At 63.0% G+C, this 26,041-nt stretch carries 26 protein-coding genes and 1 pseudogene; 6 read left to right on the plus strand and 21 right to left on the minus strand.

Annotated features, from left to right (window positions below; all coding sequences use genetic code 11):
* Nucleotides 1-53: 53 nt before the first annotated feature.
* The 11 genes from B0919_RS18485 to B0919_RS25385 all read right to left on the minus strand — a co-directional run bounded on the left by B0919_RS18485 (nt 54) and on the right by B0919_RS25385 (nt 7,052).
* On the minus strand, nt 54-596 hold the full coding sequence (locus B0919_RS18485; protein WP_254846614.1) for a DUF502 domain-containing protein: 543 nt from the start codon (nt 594-596) through the stop codon (nt 54-56).
* Between the two features lie 63 nt (nt 597-659).
* Nucleotides 660-1,547 (minus strand): 4-hydroxy-3-methylbut-2-enyl diphosphate reductase, encoded by an 888-nt coding sequence (locus B0919_RS18490; protein ID WP_078013765.1) that lies wholly within the window; start codon nt 1,545-1,547, stop codon nt 660-662.
* A 46-nt stretch (nt 1,548-1,593) separates the two neighbouring features.
* On the minus strand, nt 1,594-2,403 hold the full coding sequence (locus tag B0919_RS18495; RefSeq protein ID WP_078013766.1) for a DUF1963 domain-containing protein: 810 nt from the start codon (nt 2,401-2,403) through the stop codon (nt 1,594-1,596).
* Nucleotides 2,375-3,079: a (d)CMP kinase gene (gene cmk, locus B0919_RS18500; protein ID WP_078013767.1), complete on the minus strand. Its 705-nt coding sequence runs from the start codon at nt 3,077-3,079 to the stop codon at nt 2,375-2,377. Before cmk ends, B0919_RS18495 begins: the two co-directional genes overlap by 29 nt.
* Nucleotides 3,076-3,501 carry a hypothetical protein gene (locus B0919_RS18505; protein WP_078013768.1) on the minus strand — a complete coding sequence of 142 codons (426 nt, stop codon included), beginning with the start codon at nt 3,499-3,501 and terminating at the stop codon, nt 3,076-3,078. The genes cmk and B0919_RS18505 overlap by 4 nt, the downstream gene beginning before the upstream one ends.
* 187 nt (nt 3,502-3,688) lie before the next feature.
* Nucleotides 3,689-4,081: a hypothetical protein gene (locus tag B0919_RS18510; RefSeq protein ID WP_078013769.1), complete on the minus strand. Its 393-nt coding sequence runs from the start codon at nt 4,079-4,081 to the stop codon at nt 3,689-3,691.
* Between the two features lie 15 nt (nt 4,082-4,096).
* The gene (locus B0919_RS18515; protein ID WP_078013770.1) at nt 4,097-4,324 is read right to left on the minus strand and encodes a hypothetical protein; all 228 of its coding nucleotides are present in this window, start codon (nt 4,322-4,324) and stop codon (nt 4,097-4,099) included.
* A gap of 399 nt (nt 4,325-4,723) precedes the next feature.
* Nucleotides 4,724-5,416, minus strand: a complete 693-nt coding sequence (locus B0919_RS18520; protein ID WP_078013771.1) for a hypothetical protein — start codon at nt 5,414-5,416, stop codon at nt 4,724-4,726.
* Nucleotides 5,417-5,436: 20 nt separating this feature from the next.
* Nucleotides 5,437-6,060: a hypothetical protein gene (locus B0919_RS18525; protein ID WP_078013772.1), complete on the minus strand. Its 624-nt coding sequence runs from the start codon at nt 6,058-6,060 to the stop codon at nt 5,437-5,439.
* 81 nt (nt 6,061-6,141) lie between these two features.
* Nucleotides 6,142-6,798 carry a hypothetical protein gene (locus tag B0919_RS18530; protein ID WP_139362238.1) on the minus strand — a complete coding sequence of 219 codons (657 nt, stop codon included), beginning with the start codon at nt 6,796-6,798 and terminating at the stop codon, nt 6,142-6,144.
* Nucleotides 6,799-6,890: 92 nt separating this feature from the next.
* Nucleotides 6,891-7,052 carry a hypothetical protein gene (locus B0919_RS25385; RefSeq protein ID WP_176133120.1) on the minus strand — a complete coding sequence of 54 codons (162 nt, stop codon included), beginning with the start codon at nt 7,050-7,052 and terminating at the stop codon, nt 6,891-6,893.
* A gap of 94 nt (nt 7,053-7,146) precedes the next feature.
* Here B0919_RS25385 and ade point away from each other — a divergent pair, with 94 nt between their 5' ends.
* Nucleotides 7,147-8,811: an adenine deaminase gene (gene ade, locus B0919_RS18540; protein ID WP_078013775.1), complete on the plus strand. Its 1,665-nt coding sequence runs from the start codon at nt 7,147-7,149 to the stop codon at nt 8,809-8,811.
* A 72-nt stretch (nt 8,812-8,883) separates the two neighbouring features.
* Here the strand turns inward: ade and B0919_RS24865 are convergent, their stop codons facing one another.
* The 3 genes and pseudogenes from B0919_RS24865 to B0919_RS18550 form a co-directional block, all read right to left on the minus strand.
* A complete protein-coding gene (locus B0919_RS24865; RefSeq protein WP_139362239.1) occupies nt 8,884-9,300 on the minus strand; it encodes a response regulator in 417 nt (138 codons plus the stop codon).
* Nucleotides 9,301-9,373: 73 nt separating this feature from the next.
* Nucleotides 9,374-10,351: pseudogene (locus B0919_RS18545) on the minus strand (PLP-dependent cysteine synthase family protein); the annotation flags it as partial.
* A 163-nt stretch (nt 10,352-10,514) separates the two neighbouring features.
* A complete protein-coding gene (locus B0919_RS18550) occupies nt 10,515-11,903 on the minus strand; it encodes an erythromycin esterase family protein (protein ID WP_078013776.1) in 1,389 nt (462 codons plus the stop codon).
* 335 nt (nt 11,904-12,238) lie between these two features.
* Here B0919_RS18550 and sucD point away from each other — a divergent pair, with 335 nt between their 5' ends.
* Complete coding sequence (sucD, locus tag B0919_RS18555) at nt 12,239-13,132, plus strand: succinate--CoA ligase subunit alpha (protein ID WP_078013777.1); 894 nt, start codon at nt 12,239-12,241, stop codon at nt 13,130-13,132.
* Nucleotides 13,133-13,222: 90 nt separating this feature from the next.
* Here sucD and B0919_RS18560 read toward each other — a convergent pair whose 3' ends face one another.
* Nucleotides 13,223-13,990, minus strand: coding sequence for a hypothetical protein (locus B0919_RS18560; RefSeq protein WP_176133121.1), 768 nt, complete (start codon nt 13,988-13,990; stop codon nt 13,223-13,225).
* Nucleotides 13,991-14,067: 77 nt separating this feature from the next.
* Here B0919_RS18560 and B0919_RS18565 point away from each other — a divergent pair, with 77 nt between their 5' ends.
* Complete coding sequence (locus tag B0919_RS18565) at nt 14,068-15,468, plus strand: mercuric reductase (protein ID WP_078013779.1); 1,401 nt, start codon at nt 14,068-14,070, stop codon at nt 15,466-15,468.
* 67 nt (nt 15,469-15,535) lie between these two features.
* Here B0919_RS18565 and B0919_RS18570 read toward each other — a convergent pair whose 3' ends face one another.
* Nucleotides 15,536-16,399 (minus strand): hypothetical protein, encoded by an 864-nt coding sequence (locus tag B0919_RS18570; RefSeq protein ID WP_139362242.1) that lies wholly within the window; start codon nt 16,397-16,399, stop codon nt 15,536-15,538.
* A 369-nt stretch (nt 16,400-16,768) separates the two neighbouring features.
* On the opposite strand from B0919_RS18570, the gene B0919_RS18575 reads away from it, so the two are divergent.
* The 3 genes from B0919_RS18575 to B0919_RS18585 all read left to right on the plus strand — a co-directional run bounded on the left by B0919_RS18575 (nt 16,769) and on the right by B0919_RS18585 (nt 19,755).
* Nucleotides 16,769-17,551: a hypothetical protein gene (locus B0919_RS18575; protein WP_078013781.1), complete on the plus strand. Its 783-nt coding sequence runs from the start codon at nt 16,769-16,771 to the stop codon at nt 17,549-17,551.
* A gap of 355 nt (nt 17,552-17,906) precedes the next feature.
* Nucleotides 17,907-18,743 (plus strand): helix-turn-helix domain-containing protein, encoded by an 837-nt coding sequence (locus B0919_RS18580; protein ID WP_078013782.1) that lies wholly within the window; start codon nt 17,907-17,909, stop codon nt 18,741-18,743.
* A gap of 274 nt (nt 18,744-19,017) precedes the next feature.
* The gene (locus B0919_RS18585) at nt 19,018-19,755 is read left to right on the plus strand and encodes an SDR family oxidoreductase (RefSeq protein WP_078013783.1); all 738 of its coding nucleotides are present in this window, start codon (nt 19,018-19,020) and stop codon (nt 19,753-19,755) included.
* A 127-nt stretch (nt 19,756-19,882) separates the two neighbouring features.
* On the opposite strand, the gene rny is transcribed toward B0919_RS18585, so the two are convergent.
* The 5 genes from rny to B0919_RS18610 all read right to left on the minus strand — a co-directional run bounded on the left by rny (nt 19,883) and on the right by B0919_RS18610 (nt 25,820).
* Nucleotides 19,883-21,547 (minus strand): ribonuclease Y, encoded by a 1,665-nt coding sequence (gene rny / locus B0919_RS18590; RefSeq protein WP_078013784.1) that lies wholly within the window; start codon nt 21,545-21,547, stop codon nt 19,883-19,885.
* 216 nt (nt 21,548-21,763) lie between these two features.
* Nucleotides 21,764-22,054 (minus strand): cell division protein ZapA, encoded by a 291-nt coding sequence (locus B0919_RS18595; RefSeq protein WP_078013785.1) that lies wholly within the window; start codon nt 22,052-22,054, stop codon nt 21,764-21,766.
* Nucleotides 22,055-22,096: 42 nt separating this feature from the next.
* Nucleotides 22,097-22,393: a hypothetical protein gene (locus B0919_RS18600; protein WP_078013786.1), complete on the minus strand. Its 297-nt coding sequence runs from the start codon at nt 22,391-22,393 to the stop codon at nt 22,097-22,099.
* Between the two features lie 200 nt (nt 22,394-22,593).
* The gene (gene pheT / locus B0919_RS18605) at nt 22,594-25,032 is read right to left on the minus strand and encodes a phenylalanine--tRNA ligase subunit beta (RefSeq protein ID WP_078013787.1); all 2,439 of its coding nucleotides are present in this window, start codon (nt 25,030-25,032) and stop codon (nt 22,594-22,596) included.
* 164 nt (nt 25,033-25,196) lie between these two features.
* The gene (locus tag B0919_RS18610) at nt 25,197-25,820 is read right to left on the minus strand and encodes a DUF1684 domain-containing protein (RefSeq protein ID WP_078013788.1); all 624 of its coding nucleotides are present in this window, start codon (nt 25,818-25,820) and stop codon (nt 25,197-25,199) included.
* Between the last annotated feature and the right edge of the window lie 221 nt (nt 25,821-26,041).

Consider the following 26,041-nt stretch of genomic DNA (forward strand, 5'->3'; position numbering starts at 1 on the left):
CGCAGTCGAGGAATGACGTTCTGGGTTGGCCGCCACACTTGGCTACAAACACCTCACAGCTTGGCCACGCCGCCCGACACCACGAACTTCATCACCTGCGCGCTGGGCAGGTCGATAAACGTCACGTTTTCGCGGGGCACCAGCAGCAGTTCGCCCGAGAAGTTGTAGGAGTCGGGGAAGTACACCGCGGTCAGGTCGGGGCGGTGCACGGCGTCCATGGAGTCCTGCGTTACGAAGCCGAGCTTGTAGCACTCGGTGCCGGCAAATACCTTCACCAGCACCGGGCAGTTGAATTTCTGCTCCTCGCCCAGCAGTGCGTCGAAGATGTCCTTGATGCTGGAATAGAGAATGTTGACCACCGGCAGGCGGTTCAGGATTCGCTCCCCGAGCACGATAAAAGGGCGCACCTGCGAGCCGATAAAGCCCACCAGCGTGAGCATCACCACCATCAGCCCCAGGCCCAGGCCCGGCACGCCGTTGATATCGAAGATGGTGTCGAGCCAGTGGAAAAAGGAGTACAGGATGTACACCGTCAGGGATACGGGGGCCAGAATCAGCAGCCCACGCAGGAAGTAGCCGAGTACTTTTTTGATCATAAGCAGCAAGCAAAAACGCCCGGCCGAAGCCAGGCGCAAGGTAGTCGGAATCAGAAAGCGACTTTACAAGGCTACCGCCGCCCCGATTTCGCTGATGCGGTCCGATACGCGCTGCATCAGCCACATCGGCGTGCTGGTAGCCCCGCAGATGCCCACCGACGCGGCCCCGTCGAACCACTCGTCCTGCAGCTCCTGCTCGTTTTCCACGAAGTAGCTGCGCGGGTTGGTTTGGTTGACGACCTGAAACAGGGCCTTGCCGTTGGAGCTTTTGCGCCCGCTCACGAACACAATCACGTCGTGCTCGGCGGCGAACCTGCGCAGCTGCGGCTCGCGGTTCGATACCTGCCGGCAGATCGAGTCATTGGCGTCGAAGGATTCCAGAGCGCCGCCGGCCGCCGCGATGCGCTCCTCGATGAGCTGCTTCATGCGGTAGAAGCCTGCGGTGCTCTTGGTGGTCTGGCTGAACAAGGTCACCGGGCGGGTGAAGTCGATCTGGTCCAGGTCCTGCTCCGTCATCACGATGATGGCGCGGTTGCCGGTCTGGCCCGTCAGGCCCGCCACCTCGGCGTGGCCCGGCTGCCCATAGATGACGATTTGGCCGTTTTGCCGGCTGGTCGCGTCGAAAGCGTGCTTCACGCGGTTTTGCAGCTTGAGCACCACCGGGCACGAGGCATCGATCAGCTCGATGTTGTTTTGCAGGGCCAGCTGGTAGGTTTCCGGCGGCTCGCCGTGCGCCCGGATGAGCACCTTGCAGTCGTGCAGCTCGCGCAACTGGTCGCGGTCGATGATGCGCAGGCCCTGCTGATGCAGGCGCTCCACTTCCATGCGGTTGTGCACGATGTCGCCAAGGCAATACAGCTCCCGGGAATCCTGCAACTCGTCCTCCGCCATCTGAATGGCGTACTCCACGCCGAAACAGTACCCGGAATTCTTATCGATGGTGACGTTCATGTGCTGCAAAGTTCGGTAAAAGACCGTTGGCAACCACCGCGCCAACTCAGGTGGATTGCCAGGAAAAACTTAGCTGGTCAGGATGTTGAGAACAATACAGCAAATACGCAGTTCCCACATCGCAGAACATAAAATCTAGCCCTTCTTGCGAGGCAATTTGAAATAGCAAGCGCTGCGGTTGCTGGCAGCGCGGGCAAAGCGGATACTCAGCGTACTGCACCCAGGCGGGCCAGCCGCCGAGCTTGTCGCGTCCGAAACCGTGGGAGTCTTCCCAAGGCATCTGCGGCTCTTCTTCCTCATCAGGCAGCTCGTCGCCTTCCCATTCGTCCGCGGGAGGCAGTTGCTCGTAGCGCCGCCAGCGCATAATGCTGCGCGGCGGTAGCACTTTGGTATCATGACTTAGCAAGGCGGTTTGCCGTACCGCCGACGGCAGCAGGCGCGCCACGGCTGAGCCGTCCTCGGACAGCGGGGCCCCGCAGTCGGTGCAGCCGAACAGCTGGACAAGCCCCTGCCCTACTTCCCCCCGCATAGGTGCTTCGACTGGCAGGCTGGCAACGTCAAGCTGCAGAAACAGCGGCATCATCGCCCCGCAGTACCGGCAACGGGGCCAGGCTTCGTCCGGGGCTAGGTCAGGGGCACCGCCGAAGCGGTTGAGCTGGTTGGGAACCTGCCCTTCCTGAGTCTGAGGCAACCAAAGCGGCCGCCGATTGGCGTTGCGCCATTTTTCGTAGACTGCGGAATCTACAAAAGTCGTCGGGTGAACTGCCGGCCGCACCGGGGCCACAGGCCGAAGCCAGGGCATCAGCCAAGCCCACAGCCTCATCGGTTTAGTTGTTTTCGGCCGCGCGCAGCCCATCGACCAATACCGAAGATACCCGCTCCAATACGAAATCTACCTGCTCATCGATGGTAATGTGCGAGGTATCGAGCAGCACCGCATCGGAAGCGCGGCGCAGCGGGCTTTCCGTGCGGGTCGAGTCGAGGTAGTCGCGCTTCTGCAGGTTCTGCACGATGTCGTCCAGGGATACTTCTTCGCCCTTGTCGGCCAGTTCTACCTGCCGGCGCATGGCGCGGGTATACACGTCGGCGGTCATGAAGATTTTCACTTCCGCGTCGGGGAAGACGGTGGTGCCGATGTCGCGGCCGTCCATCACCACGCCGCGCTTGCGGGCCATGCGCTGCTGCTGGCGCACCATGGCGTGGCGCACGGCGGCAATGACGGACACCTCACTCACGGCGTTGGAAATCCGCATCTGGCGAATTTCGTCTTCGCGGATGACGCCGTCGAGGCACAGCTCGTTGCGTCCCGTGCGGCGGTTGCGCTTGAAGGTAATCTGCATTTGGTGGAGGGCTTCCTCCACCCGCGGCAAGTCCTCGAACGGGATGCCGTGCTCGAGGAGGTAAAGCGTCACACCGCGGTACATGGCCCCGGTGTCGATGTAAGCATAGCCAAGTTCGGCGGCAACGGCCTTCGCCGTGGTGCTTTTGCCGCAGGAAGAGTAGCCGTCAATGGCTATGACGATATTTTTCATCTAGTGAGCGGTCGGCGGGCCGTCGTCGCGGGGAGCGGCAGCGGAATCCACGTCAACCGACGCGCGGGCTGAGCCGAAGACAGGCGCTCGGGTACCGATTGGTAAAACCCGACCACCGATTCGGTGAGTCCGTGCGTCAATTGGCGGTCCACATGCTCGGACGGCCGCACAAAGGTATGGGTCCCGAGCTGGATACCCATCAACCCGGCCGTATTGTGTTGCCAGGAGCCGCCGAACGACTGAATGATGCACTCGCCCAGGAAGCAACCTAACGCATTGATTACGTTGTCTCTGTCGGCCGCGCCAAGGGCTTCGCGCTGCTGTTCAATAAAATCGGTTAATACCCGCACGGCGGCTTCGTCGAAGGCAGGTACTCGGAGTTGTTGCCGCACGGCTTCGGCAGCGGCTCGCAGCTCTTCCATGGCAGTGGGTAGTAGAGAAATTGAAGGAACGAAAGAAAGACCAACCCGGGAGGGGTAGACTACGTAGTTACAAAATTTCTGCCAGGAACCGCCAAATCAAACAATAAAAAAGCCCCAAGCGGAGCTTTTTATGAGAAACAAATAAGATTATTCAACGATAATCCAATTTCTTACTTGCGCCGTTTCTTTAGATCCAGTTGCGCTTGGGCAGGGGTTCGGCCAGTCGCTGCGGAATGGAGGCGTAGAAATCGGCCACGGATTCCTTAAGGCCGTTGTCGAACTGGAGCATGACGCGGTAAAACGGGTTGTAGAAGCGCGTGCCCTGAAAGCCGACGCCGGTGGTGCCGTCGGGCCCACTGCCCCACTCGCCCTGGTAGCCATCGACGAGGCACTGGCCGAAAAACGAGCCGAGGGCTACTACCACGCCCTGAATGTTCTCGCGCTTGAGCAAGGGGCGCTGCTCCTCGATAAAGGCTGCGAGCCGCTGCACGGCAGCTTCATCAAAGGCAGGAACCTGTAGTTGCCGGCGCACCGATTCGGCGGCTTCCTGGAGTTGGGCTAAGGGGTTTTCGTCGGTCATGGCGGAAAGGGGGGCTTAGGGTTTAGATGGGGCCGCGGCGGTACCGCGGGCCCACTGCGCGTACATGCTCACGATACGCTTCATGTGCTGGGGACCGAGTTTGCCGCCCTCGATGCCCTTGGCCGCTTCGGGGCAGCGGCCGAACTGTGGCAGCATGGTCGCGGTGAAGTTAGCACGGCCCTGCGGCACGAGCACGGCCGGCCCTGCGGCGGGCTGCAGCACCAGCATGTAGGCACCGGCCACGTCGCCCGACGGCGGGCCTTGGTAAAGGTAAAGCGTGTGATACAGCGTGCGGTAGCGCTGCTTGCCGAAGGCCAGCGCGACGTGCCATCGGCGACCTAGGTCATAGTCGCGGGCCAGGCCGAAGGTATCGGCATCGATGCCGAAGCGCGCAACGTCGCCGGCTACGTAACCTACTTTGTCCTTGCCGTCAGCTTCCCCGCACGCTAAGGATTCCCCCGCCGTCTTCTAACTACAGCTTACCGATGCGCCAACTGCCGTCGGCTAGCTCGTAGCTGCCGGGCTTGTAGGTTCTGAACCTGGGGTAGACGATGGTGGTCATGCCCTGGGCCCGGGCCTCCACCGTGCCGAGCAGCAGCGCAGCGGCAGCGATTATGCGTCAAATCATCAAAGTAGGCGAGGTTATTTAGCCAAGTGCCGGGCCTGCAGGTACTGCCAAAGAACGTATGGCGTCTGGGAATAGAAGTACTGCCCGTGCTTCATGCGCTCGGCCATATCCGCGTTGTCGGCCAGCAGGGGCAGCATAAACTCCTGAAATGCCCGCTGCTGCTGCGGTACGGTTTCCAGTGGTGCGTTTTCGGTGCGTTGCAGCAGGTAGATGGGCGTGGGCTCGGCCTGCCCGGGCCGATCAAAGTGCCAACGGCAATACATGGTGTAGCCGTCTTGGTGCACAACGCGCTGCACAAAGCCGGCGGCGCAGCGCACGGACTTCTGCTTGACGTAGTACGCAAAATCGCGCAGAACCTCAAACGTGTCTCGCCGCACCACCACGCGCTGCACCTGCTGAGCGTTGAGCAGCTGCTTGCCCGAAGCCGCGGGCCCTTGCAGCAACAGCAAGTCGCCGCTGCGCAGGCATATGTTGTTGGTCTGCCACACGCCATCGGCTTCCTGAAACGCGCCGGGCCGGTACACCGGCGGGCCGGAGTTGGTGAAGGCGTTGAACGCGGACACGCCCATGTTTACCGCGCCGGCCGGCACGATGGTCCTAAACACCGGAGCCGTCGTCGGCACCTGAGGCAACGTCAGCACCTGGGCCACGGCTCCCACCGAGCTACCCAGTAGCACCGCTGCCAGCAAGCCGTATGCTTTCATCATCAGGAGGGTATAGAACTGACTTACTGAGTCTTGGCCGCGCGCCCGGTCTTTTGAGCTGCGTACTGCTTCAGCAGGTCGGCCACCCGGTCGTAGCCGAAGGCACCAGCATTGACCTGCTTCACTAGCTCGGCGTTGTCGGCCACAAGCTGGGCAAGAAAGGGCTGCAGCTCTTTTTTCTTGCGGGGCACCAAGGCCGTTTCGCCGTCGTGGCGCAGCAGGAGTACCGGCTTGGCAGCGGCGTGGTAGTAGTTGAACAGCTCAAAACCGCCACCGCGGAATTCGCGGTGGGCAAAATCAGCCGCTATCCGCTCATCGATATAGGGATTGATGAAACCGTCGACCACGGCGAAGGTATCCTGCGGAAAGGCCACCTGTAGCAGCTGCTCGGCCTGCAAGGTCAGGTTCTTTTCGCCGGTGGGCTTTTTCACCGTCAGCTTTTTACCATCGAATATCAGGCGGCCTTCCTCCCAGGTACCGTTGGCCAGCTGGTACTTGCCGTCGGCGCGGCGGGCGTCGGGCGCCTGGTTGTAGTTGAAGTGCATCGGCGGGCCACCGGGCTGCCCGGGCATGGGCGGCGGCATCACCGGGGGCCGGTAGGTGGGGATGGACTGGGCCTGCACACTGCCTACAGCCAGGCCAGCCATTACGCCAATTAAAATCAGAAACCGGGTCTTTACCCGATGCCGAATTGCGCTACGTATGCTTTTCATTGCTTTATACTATATCTACTTGCTACCAGCCGCTTGCCACGCCAGGTAGTCGTTCATCACGTTCGTAAGCTCATGCGGCCCGAAGCCTTGGGCGGCCATGCGGGTCTGTACCGAAGGGCACTGTCCAAACAAGGGCTGCAAAAAGTTGCGCAAGGCCGCCGGCCGGGCCGGCACGTATCCCTGGCGGCCGTCGGGCAGACACAGCAGATAGCCGCTGAGCTGGGGCCCCAGCAAAGGCCCGATGGACCGGGTGCGGTACACCACGTAGCCGCTGCGGCTGTGCAGGCGACGCCCCACCTGCCGCTCTATGGGCTGCTGGCTGTGCAGATCGGGCACCCCGCCCAGTACATCGAATGTATCCTGGGCAATAACGACGCGGCGGACCTCGCGCGCCGCGAGGCGCAGTTCCTTGCTCCCGTCTTCGGGCTCGACTACGACCTGCCCTGTTGCTACCCGCAACATGCCTTTGCCTACTTGTCCGCCGGCCAGCACGTAGCTGCCCTCGCCGACTTTAAGCCAGCTGGCTCCGGAAGACCCGTAGTTGCTGACCCGCGGAAAGTCAGGTCGTTCTGCGGGCATGTTGGGCACCGAATAGCTCTGGCCGGTGGCCGCCAGGGTCACCAGCGACAATCCCACGGCCAATAATAAGCCCGCCGGGTTTCCTGCGGGCATCCAACAAGGTATAGCCACTGTAAAAGCAGCGCCGACAAAGAGTCTGCGTCATCCTCGACGCGCCCTTTGCCCAAACGCGGCCACTAAGCTAGCTAGTGGCTGTCGCAGGGGCAAGGCGTGTGGCCGCCGCGGGCTTTGCGCTTGTAGGAGGCCGTCTTCTTCTGCTGGGCCGTGCGGCGGGCGCAGCTGGTGGTGACGGGGAGCGTAGCCGCCAAGGTGAGGGCGGCGAGCAGCATGGTCAGGGTCTTTCGCACCGGAAATAGCATTTTGAACAAAGATAACCTTCTTTGCCGCCCGGTTAGTGCCCCGGCTACCGTTCTCCCGCTCCACTTTTTCCGCCCGCTGCCTATGCCCGCCGAGTTCAGCCTCCGCGCCAACGTCGTCGATATCACCGCCCAAACGGCCCGCCCGGCCACCATTCACGTAGCCGACGGCCGCATCAGTCGCCTGGAATACACCGGGGCCGCTGAGGCCGATGAGGCCCTGCCCTATGCCCTGCCCGGCTTCGTGGACGCGCACGTGCACGTGGAAAGCTCGCTGCTGGTGCCGGCCGAATTTGCCCGCTTGGCCGTGGTGCACGGCACCGTAGCCACCGTGTCCGATCCGCACGAAATCGGCAACGTGCTGGGCGTGGCCGGCGTGGAGTTCATGCTCGACAACGCCCGCCAGTCGCCGTTTCACTTCTGCTTCGGGGCACCCTCCTGCGTGCCGGCCACCATTTTCGAAACGGCCGGGGCCACCATCACTGCCGACGACATCGAGCAGCTGTTTCAGCGGCCCGAAATCGGCTACCTGGCCGAAATGATGAACTGGCCCGGCGTGCTCCACGGCGACGCGGACGTGCTGCGCAAAATCGGACTGGCCCGGCAGTACAACCGCCCCGTGGACGGCCACGCGCCGGGTCTGCGCGGCGAAGATGCCCGCCGCTACGCCGCCGCGGGCATGAGCACCGACCACGAGTGCTTCACCGCCGACGAGGCCCTGGACAAGCTCGAAGCGGGCATGCACATCCTCATTCGCGAGGGTTCCGCGGCCCGCAACTTCGAGGCCCTGGTGGATTTGCTGCACGAGCACGCGGCCCGCATCATGTTCTGCTCTGACGACAAGCACCCCGACTCCCTGCTGCTGGGCCACATCGACGCGCTGGTACGCCGCGCCGTGGCCCGCGGCATCGACGTATGGAAGGTGCTGCGCGCCGCCTGCCTCAACCCCGTGCAGCACTACCGCCTCAATGTGGGTCAGTTGCGCGAGGGCGACGCGGCCGATTTCATTGTGGTAACCGATCTGCGCGAATTCCGGGTGCAGCAAACCTACCTGCGCGGGCAGCTGGTAGCCGAAAACGGCCAGACGCTGCTGCCCACCGCCGCCCACCAGGCCCCGAATAACTTCCAGGCCCAACCCGTGCAGCCGGCCGATTTTGCCGTGGCTGCCCCCGACGCTACCGCCACCGCCGCGCAGGTGCGCGCCATCCGCTGCTACGACGGCCAGCTCATCACCGCCGCCGACCCGGCCGTGGTGCCCGCCCACCAGGGCTGGCTGGCCGCCGACGTAGCCCACGACGTGCTGAAGCTGACCGTGGTGAACCGCTACGAAGCCGGCGCCACTCCGGCCGTGGGCTTTATCCGCGGCTTCGGCCTGAAGCGCGGCGCCCTGGCCAGCAGCGTAGGCCACGACTCGCACAACATCACCGCCGTGGGCTGTTCCGACGAGGCCATTGCCCGCGCCGTGAACCTGGTTATCGAGGCCAAAGGCGGACTGGCCGCTGTGGGCGACAACGGTGAGGAGCTGCTGCTACCGCTGCCGGTGGCCGGGCTGATGTCGGACGGGGAAGGCTACGCCGTAGCCGAGGCCTACACGGCCGTGGACCGGCTGGCCAAGCAGCTAGGCAGCCCGCTCGGCGCCCCGTTCATGACGCTGTCGTTTATGGCCCTGCTGGTCATTCCCAGCCTCAAGCTCAGCGACAAGGGCTTGTTCGACGGGGAGAAGTTTGAGTTTGTCTCGGTGCTGGCGTAGCGCTACGGACACCCAGCAAAAAGGGCCGCCCGGCATACCGGGCGGCCCTTTCTTATTACTCAGTAGTCAGGTTTAGTTGACCAGCGTGAAGCGCTTACCCAGCAGCTTCTGCATTTTCTCTTCGGTCAGCGGCTTGGTGAGGTATTCCACGCCTTCGTACTGCGCCACCCGCGAGGTATCGGCGGAGTGCATGGAAGTGGTGAGCACGGCCATGACCGTTTTTTCGCGCACTTCCGGCGACAGGCGGCTGTACTGGTTCAGGAATTCGAAGCCATCCATGCCGGGCATCTTCAAATCCACAAATACCAGCTCGGGCGCCTGGTCCGTGCTTTTGGCCGCAGGCCCCCAGAGTTGGTGAAAGGCCTGCTCGGCATTGGTGAACGTGAGGATGTTATCCGCCAGGTCCAGCCGCTGCAGCAACCGGTTATTCAGAAAGCTCGTGGTTTCGTTGTCGTCGATGAGGACGACCTGATTCAGCTTGCGAGACATATCGTGGACCTTGTTAAGTTGACGATACAACCGGCCACGCGTTGCAGTCGGGACTACTAAGATAGGCAATTTAATCCAGCCAGCCCTGTTCGCGCATCCACTCGTCGTTGTAGATCTTGCCCAGATAGCGCGTGCCGTGGTCGGGTAGCAGGATGACCATGGTGTCGTCTTCCTTCAGGTGTTCCTTGGCGTATTCGAGGGCGCCGTGCACGGCCGAGCCGCACGACCAGCCCACGAACAGGCCTTCTTCCTTGGCCAGGCGGCGCGTCATCAGGGCGGCGTCCTTGTCGGTTACTTTCAGGAACAGGTCGATGAGGTCGAAGTCCACGTTCTTCGGCAGGATGTCCTCGCCGATGCCCTCCGTCTTGTAGGCGTAGATTTCGTTTTCGTCGAAGATGCCCGTCTCCTTGTATTTCTTGAACACGGAGCCGTAGGTGTCCAGGCCCAGAGTAAACAGGCCGGGCTGCTGCTCCTTCAGGTACTTGCTGGTGCCGCAAATGGTGCCGCCCGTGCCCACTCCCGACGCGAAATGCGTGATGCGGCCTTCGGTCTGCTGCCACAGCTCGGGGCCGGTCGTTTCGTAGTGCGAGATGCTGTTGGAGAGGTTGTCGTACTGGTTCGGGTAGAACGAGTTCGGAATTTCCGCGTTCAGCTTGCGCGCCACCGAGTAGTACGAGCGGGGGTCATCGGGCGTCACGTTCGTCGGGCACACGATAACCTCGGCGCCCACGGCCCGCAGGATGTCCTGCTTTTCCTTGCTCTGCTTGTCCGACATTGTGAAGATGCACTTGTAGCCCTTGGCAATGGCCGCCAGCGCGAGGCCCATGCCGGTGTTGCCGGAGGTGCCCTCGATGATGGTGCCGCCCGGCTGGAGCAGGCCGGCCTTCTCGGCGTCTTCGATCATGCGCAGGGCCATGCGGTCCTTCACCGAGTTGCCGGGGTTGAAATACTCCACCTTGGCCAGGATGGTGCCGGGAATGCCTTTGGCGACGCTGTTCAGCTTAACCAGCGGCGTGTTGCCGATGGCTTCAACGATATTATTGAGGTACATGAGCGGGAGATTGGGAAAACGCAAAGGTACGCTTTTGCCCGGGTAGCCGGCGGTGGGGTCTTGCCCTTCGTGGCTACTCCATTCGCGTTTCCGCTCCCAACACCCGGCACCGTCTCCTTCGTTCACGCCACCGCTTTTCCTGCCACCGCGCCGGCACCCGCGGCTAGAAGTTGCGCAGGGCCTGCGTAGCCGCTGCGGGGGGCGTACCGCGCAGCTCACCCGGGTCGGTCGACAGTGGTGTGAGGGCGTGCGTCTGGTCGATGAAGAGGAAGGCGTCGTAGCGGTTGGGCAGGTCGGTGGGCACGTAGTTGCCTGCCTCCTCCTGCGGGTTGTACTCCACCCCGATGGCCCGGTGGCCGCGGCGGGCCGTCAATGCCTCGTTGCGGCGCCACTCCGGCAGCAGCAATACTTTGTTGCCGCCCAGCTGCTGGTGCATCAGCGCTTCCCAAGAATTGGCGCGGGCGGCGGGCAGGCTCATATTCACCAGCGGGCCGCCCCAGCGCGGCGCGGCCACCACCGAGCCCGCGTACGAGCCAAACCCGACCAGCACTACGCCTTCTGTGGCGTGCTGCTGGCGGGCCAGCTGGCCCACGTTGAGCATCCCCGACTGCGCCATGGTGGTGTAGCGGGCGTCGCCCACGTGGGTGTTGTGCGCCCACACGATGATTTTGCTTGCGGGGCCATGGAAGCTTGCCAGCCGGTCGATGGTGGCCATCATGTGCTGGTCGCGCAGGTTCCACGATTCGGTGCCATTGCGCGCTGCCGAGCGGTAGTACCGTTCGGCATCCACGGCGGTCTGGGCATTCTGCAGGGCATTCAGGGCCTGCTCATTACCAGCCGGCATAGCATTTACTTGCGCCTGCACGGCCGTAAGCACGTCGGCTACGGCGGCGGTGCACGCGGTGCGCTGCGTAGCGGCCAGGCCGTAGTACTGCTCGTCGTGCTCGTAGGGCTCCAGGCAGGCCAGCGCGTTGCTGATGGCGTCGCGCGTGGTTTGGTTGGCTTCGGGGAAGTCGCGCTGCAAGGCTTCCAGCGTATCCCAGAGGCCGTACACGTCGAGGCCGTACAAGCCTATTTTGGTCGAGGTAGCGGGGCGGGTACCGTTGTAGATGCGCAGCCACTCGGCAAAATCGGCCACGGGGCGGTTGGCCCAGAGCCACGTGGGCCAGCGGCGGAAGCGGCCCAGCACTTCCTCCGCCGAGGCACCGTTGGCGGCGCCCTTTACGTAGCGGTTCACCTGGTACAGATCGGGCCAGTCGCCTTCTACGGCCACCGCCGAAAAGCCTTTTTCCTGAATCAGCCGCCGCGAAATGGCGGCCCGCCATTCGTAAAACTCCGCCGTGCCGTGCGAGGCTTCGCCGATGAGCACGTAGCGGGCATTGCCCACCTGATTCAGCAATACATCAAGGTCGGCCGACTGGCTTAGTGGGTACACGCCCTGCGTGGGCAGGGTAACCGACGCGGGCTCCACCTTATCGTCTTTATCGTCGGCGCAGGAGCCGAGCAGCCAGCCGCATACACTCAGCAGCAAGGCCAGGCGCAAGCATTTCATAGAGCACGGGCGTTGAAAGTGGCATGCGGCAACCAGCTGGTCTTACGGTGTGGCCGGGAAATCATTTGCGCCGGCGAAACGAATAATGCGGCGGCGGAAAAAATTACGTGTTAGTCGTTACGTACTTTTTGCCCGCCAGCTACCTGAGCTTCAGTCAGCCTACCCGGCTGCCGAAGGCTGGCAGCGGGTCTTCGGCAGCCGGGCCGAGACGATTGTGCCGCTTGCCTTTGGCCCTATGGGTGCCGAGTCTTGCCCCGCCGCCCGAAAAGCCTACCTTTGCGCCGGTTCGCCGTAGGCGGACTTTTCCACTGAATTATCTTCACTCACCTTCCCACATGAGCGTACTGGTCAATAAGGACTCGAAAGTGATTGTGCAGGGCTTCACGGGCTCCGAAGGCTCGTTCCACGCCCAGCAGATGATAGACTACGGCACCAACGTGGTAGGCGGCGTAACGCCCGGCAAGGGCGGCCAGCAGCACCTGGGCCGGCCCGTCTTCAACACCGTAGCCGATGCCGTGCGCGAAGCCGGCGCCGACACCTCGATCATCTTCGTGCCCCCGGCTTTCGCCGCCGACGCCATCATGGAGGCTGCCGACGCGGGCATTAAGGTTATCGTGACCATCACCGAAGGCATCCCGACCAAGGACATGATTGCGGTGAAGGAGTACCTGAAGGGCCGCGAAGGCCTGCGCATGATCGGCCCGAACTGCCCCGGCGTGATGACGGCCGGTGAGTGCAAAGTGGGCATCATGCCTGGCTTTATCTTCTCGAAAGGCAAAATCGGCATCGTGTCGAAATCGGGCACGCTGACCTACGAAGCCGTAGACCAGCTGACCAAGGCCGGCCTGGGCCAGACCACGGCCATCGGCATCGGCGGTGACCCCATCATCGGCACCACCACCAAGGAAGCCGTGGAGCTGCTCATGAACGACCCCGAAACCGAGGGCATCGTGATGATCGGCGAAATCGGCGGCGGCATGGAAGCCGAAGCGGCGCGCTGGATCAAGGAAACCGGCAACAAGAAACCCGTGGTAGGCTTCATCGCCGGCCAGACAGCGCCTCCCGGCCGCCGTATGGGCCACGCCGGTGCCATCGTAGGCGGCGCCGACGACACGGCTGCTGCCAAGATGGCCATCATGCGCGAGTGCGGCATCCACGTGGTGGATTCGCCGGCCGAAATCGGCGACACGATGCTGCGCGTGCTCAACGGCGAGAAGGTAGGCGCTTAAGTCTGCTGACTGCTTACAAATGCAAAAAGCCCCGGCCTGAACAGGCCGGGGCTTTTTGCATTTGCCATGGCGTTGAAGGTAGGTTCCGTCCTACTCCCCGCGCCCGTCGCCGCCCACGTTAATAATCAGCCCTAGGCTGAACACGGAGTTGCCGGCGGTAAGGTACTTGCGGTTTTTCAGGCCGAAATTCCAGCCGCTCATGGATTGGAACTTGAGCGGGCCGATCAGGCCGATGCGGGTGTAGGTGACGGGCTCGAAGAAGATGTTGTCCTCGCCGGGGATGCGCTGCCCGTTCAGCATTAGCTCGGGGGTGTTGACGTAGCTCAGGCGCATGGCGGCCCCGTAGCGAAACTCCCAGGTGCGGCCCAGGAAATTGAAAGCGTCGCGGTCCTTCTTGGTGTAGTTCACCTGCGCGAAGTACTTCTCCATGCGCGCCTGCACCGTCTTGGTGACTTCACCGGCGCGGGTGCGCTCCGTACGCTTGCCGCTACCGAAACCGCCACCGGCGTATACTTCCAGGATGCGGCTCTCGTCCTGGCCGAAGCGGGTGTGGTAGCCCACGCCCAGCTCGCCGAAGTCCTGGTCGAAGATGTTGCGCTTGCCGTCGGTGTGCAGAAAGGAGGCGGTGCCGATCAGGCCCACGTGCTCCCCCACGGCGTAGGCGCCCTGGGCCGAAACGTTGGCTTTCCAGTTGGTGTGCAGGCCGCCGCTGAATTCGCCCTTCTGCGTGAGCATGGGCGCGGCGGCGGGCGGCGGAAAATAGACGGAGGCGCAGCTGCTCAACAGCGACGAAGCTCCCAAAAACAACAGCAGGCGCAGGGTCACGGCATGAGGATTGGTGTGCGTAAGCAACGCCAAAAGCGGCGTTTCGTTGTAGAGGTGGCGGAGCACCGGGCCTTTTGGGCCCAGCCGCAACGGTGCCACCGCGTTACAATATGGCTGAATCCAAGCGCTTTGACGCTATTATCATTGGCTCGGGCCAAGCCGGCAATCCGCTGGCCTATGCCCTGGCCGATGCGGGCCGCTGCGTGGCCCTGATCGAGCAACGCCACCTCGGCGGCTCGTGCATCAACTACGGCTGCTCGCCTACCAAAACGCTGCTCACGGCCGCGCACCGGGTCCACGCCATCCGGACGGCGGCCGAGCTAGGCCTGCAAGCCGCACCGCCGGTGGTAGATATGCCGGCCGTTATGGCCCGCAAGGACGCTCTGGTGCAGCAGCACCGCGAAGGCATCCGGAAGAATCTGACGCAGGAGCACCCGGGCATTACCGTGCTGCACGGGCACGCCGCGTTTGTGGGTCCGCGTCGGCTGATGTTTACCCCGCAGCAGGGCGTGGAGGCCCAGACGCTGACCGCGCCGCTCATCTTCATCAACACGGGCACCCGCCCCGCCTGGCCCGACATCGAAGGCCTGCCCGATGCCGGCGCCCTCACCAACGAAGACCTGCTGGACCTGCCCGAGCTGCCCGAGCACCTGATTATCCTCGGTGGCAGCTACATCGGGCTGGAATTCGGGCAGATGTACCGACGCTTCGGCAGCCGCGTCACCATCGTGGAAACCGATGCCCACATCCTCGACCGCGAAGACCCCGACGTGCGCACGGCCCTGCAGGAGCTGTTGGCCGGCGAGGGCATCGAGTTCGTGCTCGGGGCCCAGGCAAGGCGCGTCGCGCGCGGTTCCGACGGTGGGCTGACCGTCACGGTCGAAGCCCGCGGGGGCACGCGCCGGCTGCGCGGCTCGCACCTGCTCATTGCCACCGGCCGCCGGCCCAATACCGACACGCTCAACCTAACCGCCGCCGGCATCGGGACCGACGAGCGGGGCTACATCCGGGTAGATGATCGGCTGCGCACGGGCGTGCGCGGCGTGTACGCGCTGGGCGACGTGAAGGGCGGGCCGCAGTTTACGCACATCAGCTACGACGATTACCGCATCGTGCGCGACCAGTTGCTGCACGGCCGCACGCGCACCACCCGGCAGCGCCCAGTGCCCTACGTGGTGTTTACGGAGCCGCAGCTGGGCCGCGTGGGGTTGTCGGAAACGGAGGCCAGGAAGCAGGGCGTGGCTTACCGCGTGGGCAACCTGCTGGTGCACCACATCGGGCGGGCCCGCGAAACCAACCAGCCAGCGGGCTTTATCAAGGTGCTCGTGGGCGCCGACGACCGGCTGCTGGGCGCGGCCGTGCTCAGCGCGCAGGGTGGCGAAATCATGTCGATGCTACAGATTGCCATGACTGGGCGCCTGAAATACCAGCAGCTGCAGGACATGGTGCTGGCCCACCCCTCCTGGGCTGAGGCGCTCAACAACGTGTTTGCCAGGCTGCAGGCCGGTTAGCCAGAGCGGCCAGGGTGCTGGGCAGAGGCCAAGATGTTCTTGGCGCGGCTCCGGCACGGCATCGGGCTTACTGCGCTTTGCGCCGCAGCAGGTAGTGCGGGTTCAGCGTCACGCCAATGCTAGTGTGGCCCCAAGTGCTGCGGCCGCTGACCTCGCTTCTGTACCCGCTCTGGTCGGCGTTGTCGGCTTGGCTGGTCCGCTGGGGCACGGCTGCGCCCAGACTGGCTTGCAACCCCACGGCCGGCCAGGACTTGAGGCGCACTTCCGCCGTACTCGACACGCTGTGCCAGAGCACATTGGGCACTTCGTAGTGCGCAGCGTCCTGCACGTAGCTGGTATTGTCCGGGTAGTACAGGTATTGCTGATTGCTGAACTGGCGGTAATTGACCAGGCTGAGGCGGTAGGCGGCGCCGAGGCGGAACTGCACGGCCGCGGTGAGAGGCGTCAGGTTGGTCACCAGGTAAGCCTGCCCGTACCAATGGCTGGTGGCGGTTTCGTAGCGGCGGTACTCCCGGCTGGTGTTGCCCCATATGGAGGAAAGCAAACTGGACTGGAACCGCTGGTACTCGCTGCGGCCCTGCCCGTAGCCGCCGAGCAGGCCGATGGTAGTGTTGGGCGACAACTGGGTGAAGGTACCCAGACCGGCTTCCCACTGGTGCTGGTTCCGCTCGTCGTTGCGCTGCGGCCGTAGCTGCGCCGGCCCCCAAAACCGCCCGCTGGCGGTGCCTGTGAGCAGCAGGTGTTTCAGCGGCGCGGCCGAGGCCCTGGCGTAGCCAAAGCCGTTTTGGTCGATGCCCGCGCTGACTTCGGTTTGCTTAACCTCCGATACCATTGGAATGGTCGGATGCACCGGGTAGTAAGCGGATTCGTTGCAGGCGCTCAGTAAGCCAGCAGCACCCAGGGATAGTAAGACGGTAGCGTGGAGTTTCATAGGTCGGAGAAGTGATAACCGGGGCAATGTACGCGCAGGCTTTGCCGGCAGCAGCCGCATTCTTGGGCTCAATCAGACTTTACAGATAAGCCGACTGGACGCGCACTGTAGCTCTCAACTTGCTTTCTGGCGTCAATTATTCGTATCCCTACATACCCAAACCCGGCCGTTGCTGACTTTACGAATCTTTGGCAGCTGGCTCCGGCGCTAGCATAGCTGGAATCGGCCTGAGAAACCGCCGACGCCAGGACAGCCGAGGCTTCGTCGGCTTTTGTGTTGCTTGCAGGCAGTTTTATTGGCTTACCCGCCGGGTACTTGACCTCTTTCTGCTTGAAACAGCTTTGCTCCCGCCTTCCGCTCCTCCTGCTTTTGGCCGCGGCTTGTAGCAACCCCGAAAGCCCCGCCGAGCAAACCGCCGCGGCCCCTTCGGCCCCCAAGCCCGCGCCCGCTGCCTTACCTGATTCCGTCCGCCGCCCCAGCTTTACCTGGGAAGACGAAGTCTGCCTGAACAAGGGCTACTTCGCGCCCGGCCAGTACACCCAGCAGCAGCTACGCGACACGCACAAGCTGATTAACTACCCGGGCATCGCCGAAACCAGGGACATCTGGCACCTGGCCGAGATGCAGCCGGACACCATTGCCCAGCGCATCAGCCAGCTGGACCAGGAGTATGCGCAGCGCCTAGCCGAGCTACGGGCCTTGCAGGTAGTACCGCAGGCTTACTGGCGTAAGCTTCAGCAGCTGCGGGTGCTGGAGCTGGAAGAAAGCTACCGGCTAACCCGGCTGACCTTCCAGGGGCACGTCACGCCTGGTGTTCTGGTCGGGGCCTCCTCTGCTCCGGCCTGCCAAGCCTATGCTCAGGTGCTGGCCTCTCCGGATACCGCCGTGCTGGTTCGGGCCTGGCGGCGGTTGGTCGACGAGCAAAAGACGCATAATAGCGTCCCGGCCAGCCTGGAAGCCGAGTTTCAGCAGCAGAATCACTCGCCCGAGCGCCTCCAGTACGCCCGCCTGGAACTCATGAAGTACGGGTGGTGGAACTGCGTCAACGGCATGAAGAAGTACGGCGACGTGTACGATCAGCAGCAGCCCAGCCTGGCCTTTGATAAGCTGTTTACGAAAGTCGAGCGCACCGATTGTGCCGACGTGGACTAAGCCGCAACACTATGTAGCGCGGGCCAGCTTGCTCGTGCCCAGGCTCTGTTGTCTAAAAAGTTAGCACGTCATGCTCATCTGGCGTCCGCTTGTCGAAGCATTTTGCGCGCAGACATTGCGCCTCCCCCGGCCCCCTCTCCGAAAAGGAGAGGGGGAGCCGGACGACGTGGTAGAGGTGCTTCAGCAGGACTCAGCAGGACGTGCTTTCGTTTACTGTCCACAGATCTTAAGTGGGCTGCTGAGCAAAGCATATTTGGCCTTTTGAACAAAGTGCCTCGGTTGCGGGCCGTCTACTTTTGTACTGTCAGCAGACGCACTGCACGCCGCCACGCAACGCCGCTAACCCCTTTCCCTTATGCCCATCAAGCAACTAAACCGCTACGCGGACATGGTGGTCGTCTGTAGCGGCGACCAGCGCTACGGAGGGGAGTTGACCTTCGAGGATAACGTTCTGGTGGGCGTACTCGCCGGCGAGTTGAAAGTGGTGCAGGCCGACCGCACGCTCTGTTGCGCCGTGGGTGACACGCTGCTGCTACCCCGAAAGCAGCCCGCGACCTTAGTTAAGTCGCCGAAAGACGGCGTCGCCTATCAGGCCGTAGTCCTGAAGCTGCCCACGGCCCTCGTCCGGACCTATTACGTGGAAACTACCCCGGCACCCGTCGGGCCTGGAGTCCATGGCCCCCTGCTGTTTCCGAAAAGCCCGCTGCTGCAGAGCCTTTTCGCCTCGCTGCTGCCTTACCTGGAGTTGCAGCAGCAGTTGCCGGAAAGGCTCCTGGCCGGTAAGGTCGCGGAGACCATAGAAATCCTGCGCAGCCTCGACCCGACCAGCGACGGGGTGTTGGCCGATTTCGCGGAGCCCGGAAAAGTAAACCTGGTCGAGTTCATGGAGGCGAACTACAGGTTCAACCTCCCCTTGGCCACGTTTAGCTACCTGACGGGCCGCAGCCTCACCACCTTCAAGCGCGATTTTAACAAAGCCTTTCAGCTGAGCCCACAGCGCTGGCTCACGCAGAAGCGTTTGGCGCTGGCTCATTACCAACTGGCAGAGAAGAAAAGGAAGCCCGTGGAGTTGTACCTGGAAGTAGGCTTTGAGAACCTGGCGCACTTCTCGTACGCGTTCAAAAAGCACTTTGGCTACCCTCCTACCGCCCTGGTCAAGCAAGGGGATGGCAGGCGGCCGGCAGTCAGCTAAGCCGACCAGACAGCTACGGCAAAACTCGTGGCGGGCACCAGCGGCCTGGCAGGCACCGCTCAGCAGGTTGCCAACTTCCCGACCGCCGCGACACTCGCCTCCACGGAAAGGCACATCGGTCAGTCAGGCCTTCCCTAACTGACCCACACCATTTCTCACAAACACTTCACCGGGGCACCGCCACGTGCTTCACCGCTACGGCTATACCCCTGGGTCAATAGCCGCCCGGAAGCGGCATCCCGACTATTTCTCTCATTCACACATCGTTCTGCACATGAAATCAGCATTGGTCACCGGCGCCAACAAGGGCATTGGCCTGGAAGTCGCCAAACAACTCGCCCAACAGGGGTTTTTCGTGTACCTCGGCAGCCGCAACCTGGAAAACGGACAGGCCGCGGTCTGGCAACTCAACGCCCTCGGACTCACGAACCTCGAAGTTATTCAACTGGACGTTACGCGCCCCGACTCCATCCGGGCCGCCCGCGCTACGATTGGCGAAAAAACGCCGGTGTTGGATGTATTGGTCAACAACGCCGGTATTTCCGGCGGGGCAGCCCAATCGGCCCTGCATGCTACGCCCGAGCAGTTCCGGGCCGTGTTTGAAACCAACTTGTTCGGGGTGGCCGGGGTGACCCAGGCGTTCATCGACTTGCTGGAAAAGGCACCGCAGCCGCGCATCGTCAACGTAACCACCGCCATGGCGTCGCTGACCTCGTACGCCGACCTGGACAATGAGCAGTTTGCGTACCGGCTGCCGGTGTATCAATCCTCGAAAGCAGCCCTGAACATGTACACCATCCACCTGGCCCACGCCCTGCGTGGCACCGCCTTCAAAGTCAACGCGGTGTGCCCAGGTTATACCCAAACCGACTTTACGGGCCACCAGGGCAGCAGCACGGCCGCGGAGGCCGGGCAGCGCATCGTGAAGTACGCGCTGCTTGCTGCAGATGGGCCCACCGGCAAGTTTTTCAGCGAAGAATACTTCCCCGCGCCGGCCACGTGTCCGTGGTGAGCAGCCGGAGCGAGTAGCCTCACGGCGCGGACCGCGAAGTCGGTGACTCGGCGGCCTACTCATAACGAAGCCGGCCCGCCGCAACAGCTGTTGCGGCGGGCCGGCTTGCTTATTAGCTGCTGCTGGCCTACTTGGCGTAGGCCACGGCGCGCATTTCGCGAATCACCGTCACCTTGATCTGGCCGGGGTACTGCATTTCCTTCTCGATTTTCTGCGAAATCTCGCTGGACAGCTCCTGGGCGCGGTCGTCGGTCACGTTGTCGGCATCCACGATGACGCGCAGCTCGCGGCCGGCCTGAATGGCGTAGCACTGGTTCACGCCCTTGAAGGCGTTGGCCGTTTCTTCCAGTTGCTTCAGGCGCTTGATGTAGCTTTCCATCATCTCGCGGCGGGCGCCGGGGCGCGAGCCGCTGATGGCGTCGCAGGCTTGGATGATGGGCGAAATCAGGGCCGTCATTTCCATCTCGTCGTGGTGGGCGCCGATGGCGTTGACCACGTCCGGGTGCTCCTTGTACTTCTTGGCCAGCTCCATGCCTAGGATGGCGTGGGGCAGCTCGGGCTCTTCGGCGCTGACCTTGCCGATGTCGTGCAGCAGGCCGGCGCGCTTGGCGTGCTTCACGTTCAGGCCCAGCTCGGCGGCCATGGTGGCGCAGAGGTTGGCCACTTCGCGGGAGTGCTGCAGCAGGTTCTGCCCGTACGAGGAGCGGAAGCGCATACGGCCCACCATCTTGATCAGCTCGGGGTGCAGGCCGTGGATGCCGAGGTCAACAATAGTCCGCTCGCCGATTTCGACGATTTCCTCCTCGATGTTCTTGCGCGTCTTGGCCACGATTTCCTCGATGCGGGCCGGGTGAATGCGGCCATCCTTCACCAGCAGGTGCAGAGAGAGGCGGGCAATTTCGCGGCGCACCGGGTCGAAGCCCGAGATGATGATGGCCTCGGGCGTGTCATCCACGATGATTTCGACGCCGGTAGCGGCTTCCAGGGCGCGGATGTTGCGCCCTTCGCGGCCGATAATTTTGCCCTTGACGTCGTCAGATTCGATGTTAAACACCGACACGCAGTTCTCGATGGCGTGCTCGGCGGCGGTGCGCTGAATGGTTTCCAGCACCACTTTCTTGGCGTCCTTGGTGGCCGTGAGGCGGGCCTGGGCCACGGTGTCTTTGATGTAGGACGAGGCCTGAATCTGGGCTTCGTTCTTCAGCGACTCTACGAGTTGCTCGCGGGCTTCAGCGGCGGTGAGGCCAGCAATGGCTTCGAGCTGCAGCTGCAGCTGGTGGCGCAGGGCTTCGGCGGCTTCCTGGTCTTCGCGCAACTGGGAGGCCAGCTGCTCGTGGTGCAGGCGGCGCTTCTCTTCCTGGGCTTCAAACTTCTCCTGCTGGCGCTGGGCTTCGTTGGATACCTTCTCGCGCAGCACGTCCAGTTCCTTTTCCTTGCGCTGCACCTGCTCCAGCTGGCGCTGCGAGGCCTGGGTAAGCTGCTTCACGCTGGCTTCCTGCTGCACCACTACTTCGCGGCGCTGCGCCAGGTCCTGGTCGGCGTCCTGGCGGAGGCGACGGATTTCCTGCTCCGATTCGTTACGAACCTGACGGGCTTTGTCTTTGGCCTGCTGAATGCGCTCCTCGCGGATGCGGTTGGCCTTGGCCTCGGCCTCCTGCAAGATTTCGGCGGCGCGCCCTTGGGCCTGCGCTTCGACGTCCTGCCGGGCTTTTCCGGCCACCTGCCGGCCTATGAGGAAGCCCGCGACGAGGGCGACCACAGCGGCCAGCACGATGTATATTATTTCGGGCATGGTATGGTGATGTTGAGGGGGGATGGAACAAGCACCATAGCCTGCGTCGACTCTAAGCTGCCGCAACGGCAGGTTTCCGGACCGGGCCGTCTGCCCAAAGGTCCATTCAGCAGTATTGGGTGGTTGGTATTAGCTAGTCGGACGGTTGGCCCTGCCAACACTCGTATCGTCCACTGGTCTTAATACTTAATACCCGATACCTAGTACCATCTATTTTCAGGCGAGTACCACCGACGAGAGCAGCTGGTCGAGCCTGGCGAGGCGTTCGGTCAGCGCGGCGTCGGTACCGTCCTTTTCCTTGGAGGCTTTCATGCGGTCGGCCAAAGTGGTCAACGCAATCATGGCCAGCAGGTCCTGTTTGTCCTGGATGCCGTATTGCTCGCGAAATTCCTTGATCCGCTCGTTGAGCAAGCGGCCCGCCAGGCGGAGGCGCTCCTCTTCCTGCGGCGACACCCGCAGCGGGTAGTCACGGTCGGCAATGCGGATTTTGATGGATAGTTCGGTCACGGTCGGGCGAGGCTTGTCGGGTGGGTCGGTGTGGTGGTCAGGCTACTCCCTCAAATAGGCAAGGCACTTATCTAGTTCGCGGATGTATTCGTTGAGACGTTGTTTCAGCTCGGTTGCGGTAGCCGGTTCGGCGGCTATGGTGTTAGCAAGTTTAACAATATTTTCCTGGTTCTGGTGCTCCCGTAGCTGCCGTTCCCGGTCCCGCAGTTCAGCCTGTAGCTGCTGAATGGTGGTGTGGGCATCGGCCAGCTCCTCGCGCACCTGCTGATAGGCAGCCACTAATGTGGTTACCTGCCGCTCCATGCGGTCCAGTTGGGCAAGCTGCTGCGGTGAGGCCATAATCAGGGAAATTGTCGGGCAAATTAACGAAATGCGCGGCGCGGAAGCGAAAAACCCTGCCAAGCCTTGGCAGGCCCGGCAGGGTTTGGTACTCCTCGAATGTAGAGCCGCATACGTGGGCCTCCCCACGCCAGGTAGAAATCCGTTTCCTGCAAGAACAGGGCGGTGCTACCGGCCGGTTGAGACGCTGGTACGCATCCTTACTTGCGAATGACAGCGCCGGCCTGCTGCTCGAACTGGGCCATGAGCTTCTGCATTACCTGGTCGATGGCCTGGTCGGTGAGCGTCTGCGTCGGGTCCTGGAGCAGGAAGCTCAGCGAGTAGGACTTCTTGCCCGCACCCAGGTTTTCGCCCTGATACACGTCGAATACGTTCACCTCGCGCAGCAGCTTGCGTTCGGCCTTGGTGGCAATCTGGCGTAGCTGGTCGAAGGTCACGGCCTGGTCGACTACCAGCGACAGGTCGCGGCGGACCTCCGGGAACTTGGGCAGCTCCTGAGCGGTGAGCGTGCCGCGGTACTTGCGCAGCAGCCATTGCCAGTCCAGCTCGGCGTACCACACCGGCTGGCTGATGTCCATCTGCTTGAGCACTTTCGGCGAGACGCTGCCGAGGTGCACGACGGGCTGGTTGTTCAGCAGCAGTGTCAGGCCACCGTTCAGGTACTGGTGCTGCACCGGCTGCTGGCCCGAGGGCGTGAAGCCCAGGCTGCGCAGCACCTGCAGCACGGCGCCCGCGAGGTGGTGGTAGGCGGTTTTCTCGTCCTTCTGCTGCCAGCTTTCGGCCTGCACGTTGCCGGTCAGGTAGATGGCCAGCGTGGGCCGCTCCTTGTAGCTGCCATCGTCCTGGCGCTGGTAGCTGCGGCCGAACTCGTAGAGCTTCAGGTCGCGCTGGCGGCGGTTGACGTTGTAGCGGACGATTTCCAGACCCGAGTGCAGCAGCGTGGGGCGCATCACGTCGAGGTCGGCCGAGTTGTAGTTGAGCACGCGCACCAGCTCGGCGGCGGGCTGCTCGGGCGTCTCGAAGTAGCGGGAGTTGACCAGCGAGTTCGTGATGATTTCGGAGTAGCCCTGGCCGCTGAGCAGCTGGGCCACGTCGCGGCGCAGCTGCTCGGGGTCGGGCGAGGGGAACTTCGCCAAGAAGGCGGCGGCGTTGAAGGTGCGCAGCGGCACGTGGTCGTAGCCGTAGATGCGCAGAATTTCCTCCACTACGTCGGCTTCGCGGGTCACGTCCACGCGGTACGGCGGCACCGAAACCAGCCACTCGGCCGCGCCGGTTTCGGTCACGCTTTCCTCGGTGATGAGGATGTCGAGGTCGGTGAGAATCTGGCGGATGCGCTCCGGCGCGATGTAGTGACCGATGAGCTTCTCGACCCGCGGCAGCAGCAGGCGCACCGGCGTGTGCTCGATGTGGCGCGGGTACACATCCACGACCGGCGCGGCTACGCGGGCGCCGGCCACTTCCTGCAACAGCAGGGCGGCACGCTTCAGGGCCAGCGGCACCATGTGTGGGTCGGTGCCGCGCTCGAAGCGGAAGGAGGCGTCGGTTTTGAGCTGGTGGTTCTGAGCGGTTTTGCGGGCCACGGCGGGCTCGAAGTAGGCGCTTTCCAAAAACACGCGGGTGCTTCCCTCGGTCACGCCCGAGGTTTTGCCGCCGAACACGCCAGCCAAAGCCAGGGCCTGCCCCGTGGCATCGGCAATGACGAGGTCTTCGGCCTTGAGCGTGCGCTCAGTACCGTCCAGCGTGGTCAGCTTCTCCCCTGCGCCGGCGCGGCGCACCCGGATGCCTTGCCCGCCGATCTGGTCGGCGTCGAAAGCGTGCAGGGGCTGGCCCAGCTCGTGCAGTATGAAGTTGGTCACGTCCACCACGTTGTTGATAGGCGAGAGGCCTATGCTGCGCAAGCGGCGCTGCAGCCACTCAGGCGAGGGGCCTACCTGCACGCCTTCCAGCAGCAGGCCGGCGTAGCGCGGGCAGCCTTCAGCATCCTCGATTTCCACCGAGATATTGCCGGCCGGTACTTCGCTCGGAGCATGGAAGTGGCTTACGTCGGGCAGCTGCACGGGCTGGCGCAGCAGGGCGCGCAGGTCGCGGGCCACGCCGAAGTGCGAGGCGGCGTCGGCGCGGTTGGGCGTCAGGCCGATTTCGATGATGTGGTCCGAGGTCAGGCCGAAGTACTTGGCGGCCGGCGTGCCGTTGGGCAGGTCGGTATCCAGCACCATAATGCCGGCGTGCGACTGACCCAGGCCAATTTCATCCTCGGCGCAGAGCATGCCTTCCGAAGCCGCGCCCCGAATCTTGGACTTCTTAATTTTGAACGGCTCCCCGCTCGAGGGGTGCAGCATGGCGCCTTCCAGGGCCACCACCACGCGCTGACCGGCAGCCACGTTGGGCGCGCCGCACACGATGTTGCGGATGGTACCGTCGCCCACGTCCACCGTCGTCACGCTCAGCTTGTCGGCGTCAGGGTGCTTGTCGCGGGTGAGCACCGTACCCAGTACCACGCCCTGCAGGCCGCCGGGCACGCTTTCCAGCTCTTCCAGGCCTTCTACTTCGAGGCCGGAGCTGGTGAGCAGGGCCGAAATTTCGGCGGGCGTTTTATCGGTGGGGAAGAGCGTGCGGAGCCAGTCGAGGGAAATCTTCATAGTTGTCAGGTGTCAGTTGTCGGTTGTCAGACGCGGGGCTAACTGCGACAGCGGAACGGCAAAGGTAAGCGGTTGGCTGCCGCGGGCGAAGCGGCAGCCACGATGTAACATGCGGCTGGTTCGGCAGTGCCTTTATGAGCGGCGATGAGCGGCGCTTCGGCTGGCTATTCTTCCTTGTAGCTCTTCTCTCCCACCGGCACTTCGATGGTCAGCCGGTTTTCCTTGGGCGGCATGGGGCAGGAGAAGTTGCCGCCGTAGGCACAGTACGGGTTGTAGCTGCGGTTGAAGTCGAGTACGACTTGCTTGTCGTTGTCGCCGGGCGTTTCCACGTCGAGGTAGCGGCCGCCGCCGTAGCTGCCGAGGCCGTTGGTTTTGTCGGTGAAGGGTACAAACAAAGTCGGGTCGGTTTTGCTGGCGCGTTTGAGTAGTGTCAGGGTCTGCGGCTGGCCCTGCCACTGGAAGGTGGCGCGGGCAAAGCGGGTGTACTTATCGGCGCTGCCCTCGGTGAGGGGCAGGCTGATGGTGTCGCCGGCGGGCAAACGCTCCAGCTGGGCTGTCACGCGCCAGGCGCGGTCGGCAGAGTAATAGCGCAGGCTGTCAAAGTTTTCGTGCAGCTCCTCGGGCAGCGGCGAGTCGCGGTGCGAGCGGAACTGGGCGTTTTTCTGCTTGCGCTCCTGCTTGAGCTTGTACACGTATTGGTCGTCGTTGAAGACGAGGTCGGACAGCACGTAGCCGATGACAATGAGTAGGCCAAGGCCAAGCAGGATTTTGGGCGCGGAAAGCTTCATGCCGCAAAGGTAGAACGGCGGCAGCGGTATGCTGATGGCAACAGACAGCGGCAGCGCTGGCCGTCACTGCGAGGAGGCACGACGAAGCAATGACAGCTAGAGCCTGTTATGGACTGGTGGCGTAATTTGGGGGATGGCACAGCGCAGTGGTTACCCCAGCGACGTAACGGACGAGGAATGGGCGTTTGTGGCGCCGTATTTGGCCTTGGTGCGGGAAGACG

Source organism: Hymenobacter sp. CRA2 (genome assembly GCF_002007105.1).
Lineage (GTDB): Bacteria > Bacteroidota > Bacteroidia > Cytophagales > Hymenobacteraceae > Solirubrum.